This is a genomic window from Cupriavidus sp. FW305-27, from assembly GCF_058787995.1.
Genome location: NZ_JBYTAG010000102.1, coordinates 1 through 18675, shown reverse-complemented (window position 1 = coordinate 18675; position 18675 = coordinate 1). Strand labels below are relative to the sequence as shown.

Annotated in this window: 14 protein-coding genes, 1 tRNA gene and 1 pseudogene; 15 read left to right on the top strand and 1 reads right to left on the bottom strand. The window is 62.9% G+C overall.

Features of this window, described 5'->3' with window-relative positions:
* From AC3WRI_RS31275 to rplL, 8 genes are all read left to right on the top strand, one after another.
* A partial coding sequence (locus AC3WRI_RS31275) for an EF-Tu C-terminal domain-related protein (RefSeq protein WP_244008446.1) occupies positions 1-76 on the top strand: 76 nt, incomplete at its 5' end.
* 84 nt (positions 77-160) lie between these two features.
* A tRNA-Trp gene (locus AC3WRI_RS31270) sits at positions 161-236 on the top strand.
* Positions 237-295: 59 nt separating this feature from the next.
* Positions 296-676 (top strand): preprotein translocase subunit SecE, encoded by a 381-nt coding sequence (gene secE / locus AC3WRI_RS31265; RefSeq protein ID WP_010810469.1) that lies wholly within the window; start codon positions 296-298, stop codon positions 674-676.
* Between the two features lie 10 nt (positions 677-686).
* Positions 687-1268, top strand: coding sequence for a transcription termination/antitermination protein NusG (gene nusG, locus AC3WRI_RS31260; protein WP_010810468.1), 582 nt, complete (start codon positions 687-689; stop codon positions 1266-1268).
* A 159-nt stretch (positions 1269-1427) separates the two neighbouring features.
* A complete protein-coding gene (gene rplK / locus AC3WRI_RS31255) occupies positions 1428-1859 on the top strand; it encodes a 50S ribosomal protein L11 (RefSeq protein ID WP_010810467.1) in 432 nt (143 codons plus the stop codon).
* Positions 1860-2555, top strand: coding sequence for a 50S ribosomal protein L1 (gene rplA, locus AC3WRI_RS31250; protein ID WP_010810466.1), 696 nt, complete (start codon positions 1860-1862; stop codon positions 2553-2555). It begins immediately after the preceding gene.
* Positions 2556-2978: 423 nt separating this feature from the next.
* Positions 2979-3500 carry a 50S ribosomal protein L10 gene (gene rplJ, locus AC3WRI_RS31245; protein WP_010810465.1) on the top strand — a complete coding sequence of 174 codons (522 nt, stop codon included), beginning with the start codon at positions 2979-2981 and terminating at the stop codon, positions 3498-3500.
* A 69-nt stretch (positions 3501-3569) separates the two neighbouring features.
* The gene (rplL, locus tag AC3WRI_RS31240; RefSeq protein ID WP_010810464.1) at positions 3570-3944 is read left to right on the top strand and encodes a 50S ribosomal protein L7/L12; all 375 of its coding nucleotides are present in this window, start codon (positions 3570-3572) and stop codon (positions 3942-3944) included.
* Positions 3945-4102: 158 nt separating this feature from the next.
* On the opposite strand, the gene AC3WRI_RS31235 is transcribed toward rplL, so the two are convergent.
* On the bottom strand, positions 4103-4483 hold the full coding sequence (locus AC3WRI_RS31235; protein ID WP_162166395.1) for a hypothetical protein: 381 nt from the start codon (positions 4481-4483) through the stop codon (positions 4103-4105).
* On the opposite strand from AC3WRI_RS31235, the gene rpoB reads away from it, so the two are divergent.
* The 7 genes and pseudogenes from rpoB to AC3WRI_RS31200 form a co-directional block, all read left to right on the top strand.
* Positions 4364-8470: a DNA-directed RNA polymerase subunit beta gene (gene rpoB, locus AC3WRI_RS31230; RefSeq protein WP_010810463.1), complete on the top strand. Its 4107-nt coding sequence runs from the start codon at positions 4364-4366 to the stop codon at positions 8468-8470. The two genes, AC3WRI_RS31235 and rpoB, sit on opposite strands and share 120 nt — an antisense overlap.
* Before the next feature lie 125 nt (positions 8471-8595).
* On the top strand, positions 8596-12843 hold the full coding sequence (rpoC, locus tag AC3WRI_RS31225) for a DNA-directed RNA polymerase subunit beta' (protein ID WP_010810462.1): 4248 nt from the start codon (positions 8596-8598) through the stop codon (positions 12841-12843).
* A gap of 185 nt (positions 12844-13028) precedes the next feature.
* Positions 13029-14876 carry a DNA helicase RecQ gene (recQ, locus tag AC3WRI_RS31220; protein WP_492294779.1) on the top strand — a complete coding sequence of 616 codons (1848 nt, stop codon included), beginning with the start codon at positions 13029-13031 and terminating at the stop codon, positions 14874-14876.
* Between the two features lie 347 nt (positions 14877-15223).
* A complete protein-coding gene (gene rpsL / locus AC3WRI_RS31215; protein WP_010810460.1) occupies positions 15224-15601 on the top strand; it encodes a 30S ribosomal protein S12 in 378 nt (125 codons plus the stop codon).
* 225 nt (positions 15602-15826) lie between these two features.
* Positions 15827-16297, top strand: coding sequence for a 30S ribosomal protein S7 (gene rpsG, locus AC3WRI_RS31210; RefSeq protein WP_010810459.1), 471 nt, complete (start codon positions 15827-15829; stop codon positions 16295-16297).
* A gap of 117 nt (positions 16298-16414) precedes the next feature.
* Positions 16415-18523, top strand: coding sequence for an elongation factor G (fusA, locus tag AC3WRI_RS31205; protein ID WP_010810458.1), 2109 nt, complete (start codon positions 16415-16417; stop codon positions 18521-18523).
* Between the two features lie 78 nt (positions 18524-18601).
* Positions 18602-18675 (top strand): annotated as a pseudogene (locus AC3WRI_RS31200) (GTP-binding protein); the annotation flags it as partial.

Here is an 18675-nt window from a genome sequence, read left to right as displayed (position 1 = left end):
AGAAGGCCTGCGCTTCGCTATCCGCGAAGGTGGCCGTACCGTCGGCGCCGGCGTCGTGGCAAAGATCCTCGACTAAGTTGTTTGATAGCGAACGCGGCACCAACCGGCCGCGTTCGTTGCCAGAAGGGGTTGGCGCCAGCGCCGGCCCCACAGTTGTTTTAGGGGTATAGCTCAACTGGCAGAGCGTCGGTCTCCAAAACCGAAGGTTGGGGGTTCGATTCCCTCTGCCCCTGCCAAATCAATCAGCCGCGTCGCGAAGAGCAATCGTGACGCGGCTTAGTCTCGTTTGCGAAACATGGCCAATCCCAATGTTGAAACCGTGAACGCCAGCAGCGGCAAGTGGATGCTTGGCGTGGCGGTGCTGCTGGTGGTTGCGGGCGTCATCGGTTTCTATGCACTGGCACAGCAACCGTCTTATGTACGTGGCGCCGCACTGTTCGGTGGTATTGCACTGGGTATCGTAGTTGCGCTGGTGTCGGCACCAGGCAAGGACTTTATCGGGTTCGCCAAGGAATCGTATCGGGAAGTTCGCAAGGTCGTCTGGCCGACGCGCAAGGAAGCCGGGCAAATGACGGGGCTGGTCTTCGTCTTTGTCGTCATCATGGCGCTGTTCCTGTGGTCGGCTGACAAGCTCATCGAGTGGGTCGTCTTCTCGCTCGTGCTGGGCTGGAAATAAGAGGTAGCACATGACGGATAACGCTCAGCAGGAAACCACCGCGCCGGAATCGCCTTCGTCGAAGAAGCGCTGGTATGTCGTGCATGCCTATTCCGGCATGGAGAAGAGCGTGCAGCGCGCGCTGCAGGAGCGCATCGAACGCGCCGAGATGCAGGACAAGTTTGGCCGCATCCTGGTGCCGTCCGAAGAAGTCGTGGAAATCAAGGGCGGCCACAAGTCGGTCACCGAGCGTCGTTTCTTCCCCGGCTACGTGCTGGTGGAAATGGAAATGACCGACGAGACCTGGCACCTGGTGAAGAACACCAGCAAGGTCACCGGTTTCGTGGGCGGCGCCCGCAACCGCCCGAGCCCGATTTCGCAGCGCGAAGTCGACAAGATCATGACCCAGATGCAGGAAGGGGTCGAGAAGCCGCGTCCCAAGACGCTGTTCGAAGTGGGCGAAATGGTGCGCGTCAAGGACGGCCCATTCACCGATTTCAACGGCAACGTGGAAGAAGTGAATTACGAGAAGTCGCGCCTGCGCGTCTCGGTCACGATCTTCGGGCGTGCCACGCCGGTCGAACTCGAGTTCGGCCAGGTCGAGAAGGTTTAAGGAATTTGCCGGTTGCGGCCTGAAAGGGCGGCAACGGGCAACGGCGCCGCCCCGGTGGCGGCGCCAAGAGGAGCGTGAGGCCGTGCCGAAGGTGCGGCGACAGCGCGTTACGACTCAACAGGATCGCATCCCGAAAGAGCGATCCGGATTGGAGTAGAGATGGCCAAGAAGATCATTGGCTTTATCAAGCTGCAGATTCCGGCTGGTAAGGCAAATCCCTCCCCGCCCGTTGGTCCCGCACTGGGTCAGCGTGGTCTGAACATCATGGAGTTCTGCAAGGCGTTCAACGCCCAGACCCAGGGTATGGAACCCGGTCTGCCGGTGCCGGTGGTGATTACCGCCTTCGCCGACAAGAGCTTCACCTTCGTGATGAAGTCGCCCCCGGCGACCGTGCTGATCAAGAAGGCAGCAGGCATCACCAAGGGTTCGCCGAAGCCCCACACCGACAAGGTTGGCAAGATCACCCGCGCCCAGGCTGAAGAAATCGCCAAGGCCAAGAACGCTGACCTGACCGCCGCCGACCTGGACGCCGCCGTGCGTACCATCGCCGGTTCGGCTCGTTCGATGGGCATCACCGTGGAGGGTCTGTAAATGGCTAAGGTTTCCAAGCGCGTCGCCGCCAACAAGGCGAAGATCGAGCGTACCAAGTTTTACCCGATCGACGAGGCCCTGGGCCTGGTGAAGGGCTGCGCTTCGGCGAAGTTCGACGAGTCGATCGACGTGGCCGTGCAGCTGGGCATTGACGCCAAGAAGTCGGACCAGGTGGTTCGTGGTTCGGTGGTGCTGCCCGCAGGTACCGGCAAGTCGGTTCGCGTGGCTGTCTTCGCCCAGGGCGAAAAGGCCGAAGCCGCCAAGGCCGCCGGTGCTGACATCGTCGGCATGGAAGACCTGGCCGAGCAAGTCAAGGCCGGCAACCTGAACTTCGACGTCGTGATCGCTTCGCCGGACACGATGCGTATCGTCGGTACGCTGGGCCAGATCCTGGGCCCGCGCGGCCTGATGCCGAACCCGAAGGTCGGTACCGTGACGCCCGACGTGGCCCAGGCTGTGAAGAACGCCAAGGCTGGCCAGGTGCAGTTCCGTGTCGACAAGGCCGGTATCATCCACGCCACCATCGGCCGCCGCTCGTTCGACGACGCAGCGCTGAAGAGCAACCTGTCCGCACTGCTGGAAGCCCTGGTGAAGTCCAAGCCGGCTACGAGCAAGGGCGTGTACCTGCGCAAGATCGCCGTCTCGTCCACCATGGGCGTTGGCGTGCGCGTGGAACAAGCTTCGCTGTCGGCCTGAGCTGACGGCATGGGCTGACCGGACCCGATAACACCGGTCGGCCGCGAATTGAAGATCCTGGCGTAAGCGGGGATCGGCTCCGAACCTGGTTCTGCCAAGCGGCAGCACAAGGACAGGGAGCAAGGCTTTGGGCAGTGGCGGCAGCCGGACACGTTGTGTTCAGGCAGTCGCCGCTGGTTATCAAAGACCGCTGGTGTCCACATGACCGCAGTCAGGCATGCGGGCTTAATCGGCCGGGAGGTACAAGCAGGGCCAGGTGCCGTGCATGACCAACCCCGGGCAGCCAGCGCAGATGGCGCACCCGAAGGGATTGATGAATCCGGGCCTGTCCCGGGTGATTCGGGCCAATCGGACGCCGTTCGTTTGTGCTGACGTGAAGACTCCGGTATTGCCGGAGGGCTAGCGTCATTTTGGAGCTTAACCGTGCCACTCAATATTGAAGATAAGAAGGCCGTCGTTGCTGAGGTTTCGGCGCAAGTCGCCAAGGCCCAGACCATCGTCGTGGCCGAATATCGCGGCATTACGGTTGGCGATCTGACCAAGCTGCGTTCCACCGCACGTCAGCAAGGCGTGTACCTGCGTGTTCTGAAGAACACGCTGGCCCGCCGCGCCGTCGAAGGTACGCCGTTTGCAAGCCTCGCAGAGCAGATGACCGGTCCGCTGATCTACGGTATTTCCGAAGATGCAGTGTCGTCGGCCAAGGTTCTGAACGACTTCGCCAAGACCAACGACAAGCTGGTCCTGCGCGCCGGGTCGTATGACGGCAAGGTTCTCGACGCTGCCGCCGTGAAGGCGCTGGCCTCGATCCCGAGCCGCGACGAACTGATTGCTCAGCTGCTGGGCGTGATGCAGGCACCGGTGTCGGGCTTCGCCCGTCTGCTGGCTGCACTGGCTGCCAAGAACGCCGAAGGCGCTCCCGCGGAAGCGGAAGCCGCTGGCGCCTAAGGCAATCCAGGCCTCGCATCGAAAGATCGCATTACCGATACCGAATCAAATCTAGTAGGAGTATTTCAAATGGCAATCACCAAAGACGACATCCTGGAAGCCGTTGGCGCGATGTCCGTGATGGAACTGAACGACCTGGTCAAGGCGTTCGAAGAGAAGTTTGGCGTGTCGGCTGCTGCCATGGCTGTGGCTGCTGCCCCGGGCGCCGGCGGTGCCGCCGCTGCTGAAGAGCAGACCGAGTTCAACGTGATCCTGGCCGAAGTCGGCGCCAACAAGGTTGGCGTGATTAAGGCTGTTCGCGAAATCACCGGCCTGGGCCTGAAGGAAGCCAAGGACCTGGTCGATGGCGCACCGAAGCCCGTCAAGGAAGGCGTGGACAAGGCTGCTGCTGCCGAAGCCAAGAAGAAGCTGGAAGACGCTGGCGCGAAGGTCGACGTCAAGTAAGCCATTGCTCGCGTGCCCTTTCGGCACGCGGATGGGGCTGGCAAAGGGAAATTCCCGGCGCCAGCCTTTTTGCGCTTGTGCGAAAGTGTTTTGAGAAGCACTCTTCGCAACAAAAAGTGATGTTTGCGAGTCTCGATGCCCTCGGGCATGCCGGAGTCTCAGCAGAGGCCAAACATCAGTGGCACACTAAGTGGTTGCTGCTGATGTTTGTCTTCTGAACCGACTGCAGAAGACAAGTTTGGTCGGGTGTCCCCCGGGCGAGTACAGGCGTTGCGCTTGATGCGACGACCACACCGCCCGCAGCGTGCGGACACCGTCAGCCAGAGGTTGGTAGCGGCCAACCGCCAAATCCCCTCCCAGTCGCTGAACACCTCAGGTCCGGCCAGGTCCAGCCAGCCCTGCGATGATTCGGAGATCCCATGGCGTACAGCTTCACCGAAAAGAAGCGCATTCGCAAAAGCTTTGCGAAGCGCGCGACGGTACATCAGGTTCCATTCCTGCTTGCCACCCAGATTGAATCCTACACTCAGTTCTTGCAAGCGGAAACGCCGACCGCGCGTCGCAAGACCGAAGGCCTCCAGGCCGCTTTCAACGCAATCTTCCCGATCTCCTCGCATAACGGGCTTGCCCGTATGGAGTTCGTCTCGTATCACCTGTCCAATCCGCCGTTCGACGTCAAGGAATGCCAGCAGCGTGGCCTGACGTTCCACTCGGCCCTGCGTGCCAAGGTTCGCCTGATCATCAACGATCGCGAGAACCCGGGCAAGGTCAAGGAAGTGAAGGAGCAGGAAGTCTACATGGGCGAAATCCCGCTGATGACTTCCACGGGTTCGTTCGTCATCAACGGCACCGAGCGTGTCATCGTCTCGCAGTTGCACCGCTCGCCGGGCGTGTTCTTCGAGCACGACAAGGGCAAGACCCACAGCTCGGGCAAGCTGCTGTTCTCGGCACGTATCATCCCCTACCGCGGTTCGTGGCTGGACTTCGAGTTCGACCCGAAGGACATCCTGTACTTCCGCGTCGACCGCCGCCGCAAGATGCCGGTGACGATCCTGCTGAAGTCGATCGGCCTGACCCCGGAACAGATCCTCGCGCACTTCTTCGTGTTCGACAACTTCACGCTGCAGGCCGAAGGCGCGCAGCTGGAGTTCGTGCCCGAGCGCCTGCGCGGTGAAGTCGCGCGCTTCGACATCGCCGACAAGAACGGCCGCGTGGTGGTCGAGAAGGACAAGCGGATCAACGCCAAGCACATCCGCGACCTGGATTCGGCCGGCACCAAGCTGATCAGCGTGCCGGAAGACTACCTGCTGGGCCGCGTGCTGGCCAAGAACATCATCGACCCGGATACCGGCGAGGTGATTGCCAACGCCAACGACGAGCTGACCGAAACCCTGCTCGAGAACCTGCGCGAAGCCGGCGTCAAGCAGATCCAGACCCTGTACACCAACGACCTGGACCAGGGCCCGTACATGTCGCAGACCCTGCGCGTGGACGAGACCGCCGACCAGACCGCTGCGCGTATCGCGATCTACCGCATGATGCGCCCGGGCGAGCCGCCGACCGAGGAAGCCGTGGAAGCGCTGTTCCAGCGCCTGTTCTACAGCGAAGAGTCGTACGACCTGTCGCGCGTTGGCCGCATGAAGGTCAACAGCCGCCTGGGCCGCCCCAGCGGCGAAGGCGCCATGGTGCTGCAGGACGAGGACATCCTCGAGACCATCAAGATCCTGGTCAACCTGCGCAACGGCAAGGGCGAGGTCGATGACATCGATCACCTGGGCAACCGTCGCGTGCGTTGCGTCGGCGAACTGGCCGAAAACCAGTTCCGCGCCGGCCTGTCGCGCGTGGAGCGTGCCGTCAAGGAACGTCTGGGCCAGGCCGAGACCGAGAACCTGATGCCGCACGACCTGATCAACTCGAAGCCGATCTCGTCGGCGATCCGCGAGTTCTTCGGTTCGTCGCAGCTGTCGCAGTTCATGGACCAGACCAACCCGCTGTCCGAGATCACGCACAAGCGCCGTGTCTCCGCACTGGGCCCGGGCGGCCTGACGCGCGAGCGCGCCGGCTTTGAAGTCCGTGACGTGCACCCGACCCACTATGGCCGCGTGTGCCCGATCGAAACGCCGGAAGGTCCGAACATTGGTCTGATCAACTCGCTGGCACTGTATGCCCGCCTGAACGAATACGGCTTCCTGGAAACGCCGTACCGCAAGGTGGTCGACAGCAAGCTGACCGACCAGGTCGACTACCTGTCCGCGATCGAGGAAGGCAAGTACGTGGTGGCGCAGGCCAACGCGACCGTTGACGCCGACGGCAACCTGACCGACGAACTGGTGTCGGCGCGTGAAGGCTCCGAGCGTGAAACCCGCATGGTCACGCCGGACCGCGTGCAGTACATCGACGTGGCGCCGTCGCAGATCGTGTCGGCCGCTGCCTCGCTGGTTCCGTTCCTGGAACACGATGACGCGAACCGTGCACTGATGGGCGCGAACATGCAGCGCCAGGCCGTGCCTTGCCTGCGTCCGGACAAGCCGCTGGTCGGCACCGGCATCGAGCGCACCGTTGCGGTCGACTCGGGTACGGCCGTGCAGGCGATGCGTGGCGGCGTGGTCGACTACGTCGACGCGATGCGTATCGTGATCCGCGTGAACGACGACGAAGCCGTTGCCGGTGAAGTCGGCGTGGACATCTACAACCTGATCAAGTACACGCGCTCGAACCAGAACACCAACATCAACCAGCGTCCGATGGTGAAGGTCGGCGACCACGTTGCCCGCGGCGACGTGATTGCCGACGGCGCCTCGACCGACCTGGGCGAGCTGGCACTGGGCCAGAACATGCTGGTGGCGTTCATGCCGTGGAACGGCTACAACTTCGAGGATTCGATCCTGATCTCGGAGCGTGTGGTGGCCGAAGACCGCTATACCTCGATCCACATCGAGGAGCTGTCGGTCGTTGCCCGCGACACCAAGCTGGGACCGGAAGAAATCACGCGCGATATCTCGAACCTGGCCGAAGCCCAGCTGGCTCGCCTGGACGAGTCGGGCATCACCTACATCGGCGCTGAAGTCGAAGCCGGCGACGTGCTGGTTGGCAAGGTCACGCCGAAGGGCGAGACCCAGCTGACCCCGGAAGAGAAGCTGCTGCGCGCGATCTTCGGCGAGAAGGCTTCGGACGTGAAGGACACCTCGCTGCGCGTGCCCTCGGGCATGAGCGGCATCGTGATCGACGTCCAGGTCTTCACCCGCGAAGGCGTGACGCGCGACAAGCGTGCCCAGTCGATCATCGACGACGAACTGAAGCGCTACCGCCTGGACCTGAACGACCAGCTGCGTATCGTGGAAGGCGACGCGTTCCAGCGTCTGGAGCGCCTGCTCATCGACAAGACCGTCAATGGCGGTCCGAAGAAGCTGGCCAAGGGTGCCAAGATCACCAAGGAATACCTGGCGGATATCGACAGGTACCACTGGTTCGACATCCGTCCGGCCGACGAAGAACTGGCTGCCCAGCTGGAAGCCGTCAAGGAAGCCATCGAGCAGAAGCGCCACGAGTTCGACCTGGCCTTCGAAGAGAAGCGCAAGAAGCTCACGCAGGGCGACGAACTGCCGCCGGGCGTGATCAAGATGGTCAAGGTGTACCTGGCCGTCAAGCGCCGCCTGCAGCCTGGCGACAAGATGGCCGGCCGTCACGGCAACAAGGGTGTCGTGTCCAAGATCACCCCGATCGAAGACATGCCCTACATGGCCGACGGTACGCCTGCCGACATCGTGCTGAATCCGCTGGGCGTGCCTTCGCGGATGAACGTGGGTCAGATTCTCGAGACCCACCTGGGCTGGGCCGCGCGCGGCCTGGGCGAGCGCATCGGCAACATGCTGAAGGCGCAAGCCAAGGCAGCCGAAGTGCGCAAGCTGCTCACGCAGATCTACAACGAGAGCGGCAAGGTCGAAGACCTCGACAGCCTGTCGGATTCGGAAGTCCTGGAGCTGGCCGAGAACCTGAAGAAGGGCGTGCCGTTCGCGACGCCGGTGTTCGATGGTGCGCATGAGGACGAAATCCGCCGCATGCTGGACCTCGCCTATCCGGAAGAGATCGCGAAGGAGAAGGGCCTGACCGCTTCCAAGCAGCAGGTCACGCTGTTCGACGGCCGCACCGGCGAAGCGTTCGAGCGTCCGGTCACGCTGGGTGTGATGCACATGCTGAAGCTGCACCACCTGGTCGACGACAAGATGCACGCGCGTTCCACCGGCCCGTACTCGCTGGTGACGCAGCAGCCGCTGGGTGGTAAAGCCCAGTTCGGTGGCCAGCGTTTCGGTGAGATGGAAGTTTGGGCACTGGAAGCCTACGGCGCGTCGTACGTGCTGCAGGAAATGCTGACGGTCAAGTCCGATGACGTGAACGGCCGTACCAAGGTGTACGAGAACATCGTCAAGGGCGAGCACTCGATCGATGCCGGCATGCCGGAATCGTTCAACGTGCTGGTGAAGGAAATCCGCTCGCTGGGTATCGACATCGACCTCGATCGCTACTGATCGGGCAGGTGAGGGGAGCCGGTTGCGGCCGGCTCCCTGTCGACACTACAGGCGAAGGATTTCCCACAGGATGAATGCCATCGACCCGGACCAACTCCGGGGCGGTGGCGAAACAAGGAGTTGCAATGAAAGCATTGCTCGATCTCTTTAAGCAGGTACAGCAGGAAGAGCAGTTCGACGCGATCAAGATCGGCCTGGCCTCGCCCGAGAAGATCCGTTCGTGGTCGTACGGCGAAGTGAAGAAGCCGGAAACGATCAACTACCGTACCTTCAAGCCGGAACGCGACGGCCTGTTCTGCGCCAAGATCTTTGGCCCGATCAAGGACTACGAGTGCCTGTGCGGCAAGTACAAGCGCCTGAAGCACCGTGGCGTGATCTGCGAGAAGTGCGGCGTTGAAGTGACGCTGGCCAAGGTGCGCCGCGAGCGCATGGGCCACATCGAACTGGCCGCGCCGACCGCGCACATCTGGTTCCTGAAGTCGCTGCCGTCGCGCCTGGGCATGGTCCTGGACATGACGCTGCGCGACATCGAGCGCGTGCTGTACTTTGAAGCATTCGTGGTGATCGAACCCGGCATGACCCCGCTCAAGAAGAGCCAGATCATGTCCGAGGACGACTACCTGGCGAAGTGCGACGAGTACGGCGAGGGCGAGTTCGTCGCCATGATGGGTGCCGAGGGCATCCGTGAACTGCTGCGCGGCATCGACATCGAGAAGCAGATCGAACAGATCCGCGCCGAGCTGCAGGCCACCGGCTCTGAAGCCAAGATCAAGAAGTTCGCCAAGCGCCTGAAGGTGCTCGAGGCCTTCCAGCGTTCGGGCATCAAGCCCGAGTGGATGATCCTCGAAGTGCTGCCGGTGCTGCCGCCCGAGTTGCGTCCGCTGGTGCCGCTGGACGGCGGCCGCTTCGCGACCTCGGACCTGAACGACCTGTATCGCCGCGTCATCAACCGTAACAACCGCCTGAAGCGCCTGCTGGAGCTGAAGGCGCCTGAAATCATCGTGCGCAACGAAAAGCGCATGCTGCAGGAAGCGGTTGACTCGCTGCTGGATAACGGCCGTCGCGGCAAGGCGATGACCGGTGCCAACAAGCGTCCGCTGAAGTCCCTGGCCGAAATGATCAAGGGCAAGGGCGGCCGTTTCCGTCAGAACCTGCTGGGCAAGCGCGTCGACTACTCGGGCCGTTCGGTCATCGTGGTGGGCCCGACGCTCAAGCTGCACCAGTGCGGCCTGCCCAAGCTGATGGCGCTCGAGCTGTTCAAGCCGTTCATCTTCCACAAGCTGGAAACGATGGGCATCGCCACCACCATCAAGGCGGCGAAGAAGGAAGTCGAAAGCCAGACCCCGGTGGTGTGGGACATCCTCGAAGAGGTGATCCGCGAGCACCCGGTGATGCTGAACCGTGCGCCGACGCTGCACCGCCTGGGTATCCAGGCGTTCGAGCCGGTGCTGATCGAAGGCAAGGCCATCCAGCTGCATCCGCTGGTCTGCGCGGCGTTCAACGCCGACTTCGACGGTGACCAGATGGCTGTCCACGTGCCGCTGTCGCTGGAAGCGCAGATGGAAGCCCGCACCCTGATGCTGGCCTCCAACAACGTGCTGTTCCCGGCCAACGGCGATCCGTCGATCGTGCCGTCGCAAGACGTGGTGCTGGGTCTGTACTACACGACCCGCGACAAGATCAACGGCCGCGGCGAGGGCATGACCTTTGCCGACATCAGCGAAGTGATTCGCGCCTACGAGAACAAGGAAGTCGAACTGGCTTCGCGCGTGAACGTGCGTATCACCGAGTATGAGCTGGTCGACAAGGACGCCGAGGGCGACGCCCGTTTCGCACCCAAGATCACGCTGCAGGCCACCACGGTCGGCCGCGCGATCCTGTCCGAGATCCTGCCCAAGGGGCTGCCGTTCTCGGTGCTGAACAAGCCGCTCAAGAAGAAGGAAATCTCGCGCCTGATCAACACCGCGTTCCGCAAGTGCGGCCTGCGCGAGACTGTGATCTTCGCCGACAAGCTGCTGCAGTCGGGCTTCCGCCTGGCTACCCGTGCCGGTATCTCGATCGCCATCGACGATATGCTGGTGCCGCCGCAGAAGGAAAAGATCATCGCCGAGGCCTCGGCCAAGGTGAAGGAATACGACAAGCAGTACATGTCGGGTCTGGTGACCGACCAGGAACGCTACAACAACGTCGTTGACATCTGGGGCGCCGCCGGCGACCAGGTGGGCAAGGCGATGATGGAGCAGCTCCAGCACGAGGACGTGGTCGACCGCGAAGGCAAGACCGTGAAGCAAGAGTCGTTCAACTCCATCTACATGATGGCCGACTCGGGTGCACGGGGCTCGGCAGCGCAGATCCGCCAGCTGGCCGGTATGCGTGGCCTGATGGCCAAGCCGGACGGCTCGATCATTGAAACGCCGATTACGGCGAACTTCCGTGAAGGCCTGAACGTTCTGCAGTACTTCATCTCGACCCACGGCGCCCGTAAGGGCCTGGCCGATACGGCACTGAAGACCGCGAACTCGGGTTACCTGACCCGTCGTCTGGTCGACGTGACGCAGGATCTGGTCGTGGTGGAAGACGATTGCGGCACCTCCAACGGCGTGGCCATGAAGGCCCTGGTCGAAGGCGGTGAAGTGATCGAAGCCCTGCGCGACCGTATCCTCGGCCGTGTGACCGTGGCCGACGTGGTCAACCCTGAAACCCAGGAGACCGCGATCGAAGCCGGCACGCTGCTGGACGAAGACCTGGTCGAGCTGATCGACAACATCGGCGTGGACGAAGTCAAGGTCCGCACCCCGCTGTCGTGCGACACGCGCTACGGCCTGTGCGGCAAGTGCTATGGCCGCGACCTGGGCCGCGGCGTGCTGGTGAACTCCGGCGAAGCGGTGGGCGTGATTGCCGCTCAGTCGATCGGTGAGCCGGGCACGCAGCTGACCATGCGTACGTTCCACATCGGTGGTGCGGCATCGCGTGCGGCAGTGGCATCGAGCGTGGAAGCCAAGGCAACCGGTACCGTGCGTTTCACGGCGACCATGCGTTACGTCACCAATGCGAAGGGCGAACTGATCGTCATCTCGCGTTCGGGCGAGGCGCTGATCACCGACGACCACGGCCGCGAGCGCGAACGCCACAAGATCCCGTACGGCGCCACGCTGCTGGTGCAGGACGGCCAGGCCATCAAGGCTGGCACGCAGCTGGCCACGTGGGATGCGCTGACTCGCCCGATCGTTTCGGAATACACCGGTACGACCAAGTTCGAGAACGTCGAAGAAGGCGTGACCGTCGCCAAGCAGATGGACGAAGTGACGGGCCTGTCGACCCTGGTCGTGATCGACGCCAAGCGCCGCACGGCTGCAACCAAGGGCATCCGCCCGCAGGTCAAGCTGCTCGACGCCAACGGCCAGGAAGTGAAGATCCCGGGCACGGACCACTCCGTGACCATCGGCTTCCAGGTCGGCGCGCTGATTACCGTGAAGGATGGCCAGCAGGTGCACGTGGGTGAAGTGCTCGCGCGTATCCCGACCGAATCGCAGAAGACCCGCGACATTACCGGTGGTCTGCCGCGAGTGGCCGAGCTGTTCGAAGCGCGTTCGCCGAAGGACGCCGCCGTGCTGGCGGAAGTCACCGGCACGACCTCGTTCGGCAAGGACACCAAGGGCAAGCAGCGCCTGGTCATCACCGACCTGGACGGCAATGCCCACGAGTTCCTGATCGCGAAGGAAAAGCAGGTGCTGGTGCACGACGGCCAGGTGGTGAACAAGGGCGAAATGATCGTGGAAGGTCCGGCGGACCCGCACGACATCCTGCGCCTGAAGGGCATCGAAGAGCTGGCGCACTACATCGTGGACGAAGTCCAGGACGTGTACCGTCTGCAGGGCGTGAAGATCAACGACAAGCATATCGAAGTGATTGTTCGTCAGATGCTGCGCCGCGTGCAGATCGCCGACGTGGGCGACACCAAGTTCATCCCGGGTGAACAGGTGGAGCGTTCGGAACTGCTCGACGAGAACGACCGCGTGATCGCCGAAGGCAAGCGTCCGGCCACGTACGAGAACCTGCTGCTCGGTATCACCAAGGCGTCGCTGTCGACCGACAGCTTCATCTCGGCGGCATCGTTCCAGGAAACCACGCGCGTGCTGACCGAAGCCGCGATCATGGGCAAGACCGACGACCTGCGTGGTCTGAAGGAAAACGTGATCGTCGGCCGTCTGATCCCGGCCGGTACCGGCCTGGCCTACCACCGCGCCCGCAAGGCGCGCGAGGCCTCCGAGCGCGAACGCGCCCAGGCGATCGCCGAAGAAGAGCAGTCGCTCTTCATCGAGCCGGCGCCGGTGGTGCAGGCGACGACCGAAGGCGAAGGCGACAACGCCTGATCGCAGTAAGCTGTTTGCCGCCGCAAGGTGGCCCGAAAGCCCGGCTGATCCAGCCGGGCTTTTTTTCTTTCCGCCCGCAGCCGGCCCTGTCGTGAGAATGTTCGGACTGTTAGCCCGGCGGGCACGGAAGCGGCCCCCTTAGTGGTATGGTTACGGCTTTTCCGGCTTCAGCAATTCCGTTGTCTATGTCGCACGCGCTGGCGATCCTCAAAGATGTGTTCGGCTACCACGCCTTCCGTGGGCGCCAGGCCGAGATCATCGACCACGTTGCGACGGGCGGCGACTGCCTGGTGCTGATGCCGACCGGCGGCGGCAAGTCGCTGTGCTACCAGATCCCGGCGCTGCTGCGCCAGCGTGCCGGCGATGGCATCGGCATCGTGGTGTCGCCGCTGATCGCGCTGATGCAGGACCAGGTCGCGGCACTGACTGAAGCCGGCGTGCGCGCCGCAGTGCTCAATTCGACGCTGACCGGAGCCGAGGCCTCGGCGGTCGAGCGCGACCTGCTGGCCGGGCGCATCGAGATCCTCTACGTGGCGCCGGAGCGGCTGATGACGCCACGCTTCCAGGACTTGCTCGAGCGCATTCGGGTCGGGCTCTTTGCCATCGACGAAGCGCACTGCGTGTCGCAGTGGGGCCACGACTTCCGCCCCGAGTACATCCAGTTGTCGGTGCTGCACGAGCGCTTCCCATACGTGCCGCGCATCGCGCTGACGGCAACGGCCGACGCACTCACGCGCAACGAGATCATCGAGCGGCTGGCGCTGGACAACGCCCGCGTCTTCATCTCTAGCTTCGACCGGCCCAATATCCGCTACCGCATCGTCGAGAAGGACAATGCGCGCCAGCAGCTGCTGGCCTTCATCAAGGCCGAGCACACCGCGGCCGACGGCACCCATGACAGCGGCATCGTCTATTGCCTGTCACGCAAGAAGGTGGAGGACACGGCGCAGTGGCTGAGCGGACAGGGCATCAATGCGCTGGGCTACCACGCCGGCATGGATGCCCAGGTGCGCCAGCACCACCAGGCCCGCTTCCGCGAGGAAGAAGGGCTGGTGATGGTGGCGACGATCGCCTTCGGCATGGGTATCGACAAGCCCGACGTGCGCTTTGTCGCCCACCTGGACCTGCCCAAGAGCATGGAAGGCTACTACCAGGAAACCGGGCGCGCCGGCCGCGACGGCCTGCCGGCCAATGCCTGGATGGCCTACGGCCTGGGCGACGTGGTGCAGCAGAAGCGCATGATCGACGAGTCCGAGGCGGACGACGCCTTCAAGCGCGTGTCGTCGTCCAAGCTCGATGCGCTGCTGGGCCTGTGCGAGACCGCAGGCTGCCGGCGCGTGCGTATCCTGGCGTATTTCAATGAGGCCAGCGAACCCTGCGGCAACTGCGACACCTGTCTGGAGCCGCCGGCCACCTGGGACGGCACGCGCGAGGCGCAGATGGCGCTGTCCTGCGTGTACCGCACCGCGCAGGCGAGCCGGGTTCACTTCGGCGCCACCCACCTGATCGACGTGCTGCGCGGCAACAGCTCGGAGAAGATCCGCCAGTGGGGGCACGACAAGGTGTCCACCTTCGGCATCGGCAAGGACCGCTCGGTGCATGAATGGCATACGGTGTTCCGCCAGCTGATCGCCCAGGGTCTGCTGACCATCGACCATGGCGGGCATGGCGCGCTGCTGCTGGGCGAGGACGCGCGCGCGGTGCTCAAGGGCGAGCGCCAGATCATCCTGCGCCGCCAGGCCACCAAGCCGGGCAAGTCCGGCGAGCGTGCCGCACGCGGCACCCGCACCGACCACACCGCGGACATGGACGCAGACATGCTGGCCAACTGGGAGGCGCTGCGCCGCTGGCGCACCGAGGCCGCGCGCGAGCACGGCGTGCCGGCCTATGTCATCTTCCACGATGCAACGCTGGCGGAGCTGGCCCGGACCGCGCCGGGCTCCCTGTCGGCGATGCAGGGCATTCCCGGGATCGGTGCCTCCAAACTGGAGCGCTATGGACAGTCCATCCTGGAAGCGCTCCGCGGGGTCTGACCGAGGGCAGCGTCAGCGCGTCCCGGGTCGGGTATACGGCTTGACGGTATACGATTCCCCTGCTAGGATGCCAGATTCGAGTTTTTGGCTTTGGATTTCGCTCGCCCGTCGGAGAAGTGGCCTTTAGGCCGCGGCCGGCAAGCCTTCCGGACTGGGTTCCCATGGACCGGTGGCGGCAGACGCGGGATCCGGGTGCCGGCTCGCGCTCTTTGGCATGCTGTTACCGCACAGTCCCGTCTCCAGAGCGCGTCCGCTCATCTCTCCCGCCCAAAACCCGTAGTTGCCTCTCCATTTCGGTGCATGCCGGTGCGAGGGGCGTTTTTCGTCAAACCAAGCTGGATTGAACAATGCCAACTATCAACCAACTGGTTCGCAAGCCGCGCGTCTCTGAAGTCGTCAAGAGCAAGAGCCCGGCGCTTGAGAACTGCCCCCAGCGCCGTGGCGTGTGCACCCGCGTGTACACCACGACGCCGAAGAAGCCGAACTCGGCACTGCGTAAGGTTGCCAAGGTGCGCCTGACCAACGGTTTCGAAGTGATTTCGTACATCGGCGGTGAAGGCCACAACCTGCAGGAACACTCGGTCGTGCTGATCCGCGGCGGCCGTGTGAAGGATCTGCCGGGTGTGCGTTACCACATCGTCCGTGGCTCGCTCGACCTGCAAGGCGTGAAGGACCGCAAGCAGGCTCGTTCGAAGTACGGCGCGAAGCGTCCGAAGGCAGCCTAAGCTATAGCAGCCTGGGTCGGAAAGACCCGAAGCAACAAACGATAGCCTGTGGCGCGAGTCATGGTGCTGTCACCAGGCGGCGGTACAACGGAGCGCCTTTTTGGCAACCGTGCCGTCGAGTAAGTGGTCACCCGGCGAATTTGCTGTCTATCGCATGCAAGCTAGTTGGTGGCCGGAGAGCGGGAAAAACTGACCACGCTCTCAACTGAATCTAAAGGAAAGAAGATGCCACGTCGTCGTGAAGTCCCCAAGCGGGATGTTCTGCCTGATCCGAAGTTCGGCAACGTTGAAGTTGCCAAGTTCATGAACGTGCTGATGCTGGACGGCAAGAAGTCGGTTGCCGAACGTATCGTCTATGGCGCGTTCGACCAGATCGAAAAGAAGGCAGGCAAGGCCCCCATCGAAGTGTTCTCCGTTGCCATCAACAACGTGAAGCCGGTGGTGGAAGTGAAGAGCCGTCGCGTGGGCGGCGCCAACTATCAGGTTCCGGTCGAAGTCCGTCCGTCGCGTCGTCTGGCATTGGCGATGCGTTGGCTGCGCGAGGCCGCGAAGAAACGCAGCGAGAAGTCGATGGCGCTGCGCCTGGCAGGTGAGCTGCTGGAAGCATCGGAAGGCCGTGGCGGCGCAATGAAGAAGCGTGACGAAGTGCACCGCATGGCCGAAGCCAACAAGGCGTTCTCGCATTTCCGCTTCTAAGCGCGCGATAGCGTTTGTTGGTTGCCGGGCGGGCTGTGTTTTTACACATCTCGCCCGTTTGTGTTAGGGGCGCGGGCCATGAGATGCCGGCGCCTCACGGACGAATAGAGGATTAAAGTGGCTCGTAAGACTCCCATTGAGCGCTACCGCAATATCGGTATCTCGGCTCACATTGACGCGGGTAAAACCACCACGACCGAGCGCATCCTGTTCTACACCGGTGTGAACCACAAGATCGGTGAAGTCCATGATGGCGCGGCCACCATGGACTGGATGGAGCAGGAGCAGGAGCGCGGCATCACCATCACGTCTGCTGCGACCACCGCCTTCTGGAAGGGCATGGCCGGCAACTACCCCGAGCATCGCTTCAACATCATCGACACCCCGGGACACGTGGACTTCACCATCGAGGTGGAGCGTTCCATGCGCGTGCTGGACGGCGCGTGCATGGTGTACTGCGCAGTGGGTGGCGTGCAGCCGCAGTCGGAAACCGTCTGGCGTCAGGCCAACAAGTACAAGGTGCCGCGTCTGGCGTTCGTCAACAAGATGGACCGTACCGGCGCGAACTTCTTCAAGGTCTACGACCAGCTGAAGACCCGCCTGAAGGCCAACCCGGTGCCCGTCGTGGTGCCGATCGGCGCTGAAGACGGCTTCCAGGGCGTCGTCGATCTGCTGGAAATGAAGGCGATCATTTGGGACGAAGCCAGCCAGGGCGTGAAGTTCGAATACCAGGACATCCCGGCCGAGCTGCAAGCCACCGCTGACGAATGGCGCGAGAAGATGGTCGAGTCTGCCGCCGAAGCCAGCGAAGAGCTGATGGAAAAGTACCTGGGCGGCGAAGAGCTGACCCGCGCCGAGATCGTCAAGGCGCTGCGTGACCGTACCATCGCCTGCGAAATCCAGCCGATGCTGTGCGGCACCGCGTTCAAGAACAAGGGCGTGCAGCGCATGCTCGACGCCGTGATCGACTTCCTGCCGTCGCCGGTCGACATTCCGCCGGTTACGGGCACGGACGAGGACGACAGCGAGAAGAAGCTCGAGCGCAAGGCTGACGACAACGAAAAGTTCTCGGCACTGGCGTTCAAGATCATGACCGACCCGTTCGTTGGTCAGCTGATCTTCTTCCGCGTGTACTCGGGCAAGATCAATTCGGGCGACACCGTGTACAACCCGGTCAAGAGCAAGAAGGAACGCCTCGGCCGTATTCTGCAGATGCATGCCAACCAGCGCGAAGAAATCAAGGAAGTGCTGGCCGGCGACATCGCCGCTGCGGTGGGTCTGAAGGACGCCACCACGGGCGACACGCTGTGCGATCCGGCTGCACCGATCGTGCTCGAGCGCATGGTGTTCCCGGAGCCGGTGATCTCGCAGGCTGTCGAGCCGAAGACCAAGGCTGACCAGGAAAAGATGGGCATCGCCCTGAACCGCCTGGCCGCTGAAGATCCGTCGTTCCGCGTGCGTACCGATGAAGAATCGGGTCAGACCATCATTTCGGGCATGGGCGAGCTCCACCTCGAAATCCTGGTCGACCGCATGAAGCGCGAATTCGGCGTGGAAGCCAACATCGGCGCGCCGCAGGTGGCTTACCGCGAAACCATTCGCAAGACGGCTGAAGGCGTCGAGGGCAAGTTCGTCAAGCAGTCGGGCGGCCGCGGCCAGTACGGTCACGCTGTGATCACGCTGGAGCCGCAAGAGCCGGGCAAGGGCTTCGAGTTCATCGACGCCATCAAGGGCGGTGTGATTCCTCGCGAATACATCCCGGCGGTCGAAAAGGGTATCGTCGACACGCTGCCGAACGGCATCCTGGCTGGCTTCCCGGTGGTGGACGTGAAGGTCACGCTGACGTTCGGTTCGTACCACGACGTGGACTCGAACGAAAACGCGTTCCGCATGGCCGGCTCGATGGCTTTCAAGGAAGCCATGCGCAAGGCCAGCCCGGTTCTGCTCGAGCCGATGATGGCCGTGGAAGTGGAAACGCCGGAAGACTACACGGGTACCGTGATGGGCGACCTGTCGTCCCGCCGCGGCATCGTGCAGGGCATGGACGACATGGTGGGCGGCGGCAAGATCATCAAGGCCGAAGTCCCGCTGTCGGAAATGTTCGGTTATTCCACGTCGCTGCGCTCGGCCACGCAAGGCCGCGCCACGTACACCATGGAATTCAAGCACTACGCTGAAGCACCGAAGAACATCGCCGAAGCCGTGATGTCGGCCAAGGGCAAGTAATTGGAAGTTTGCCGCCGCGCCTGCCGGTGCGGCGGCGCGATGAAACAACAAGACTGCATTCCTATCAGGAGTTAAGAAATGGCAAAGGAAAAGTTCGAGCGGACCAAGCCGCACGTGAACGTTGGTACGATTGGTCACGTTGACCATGGCAA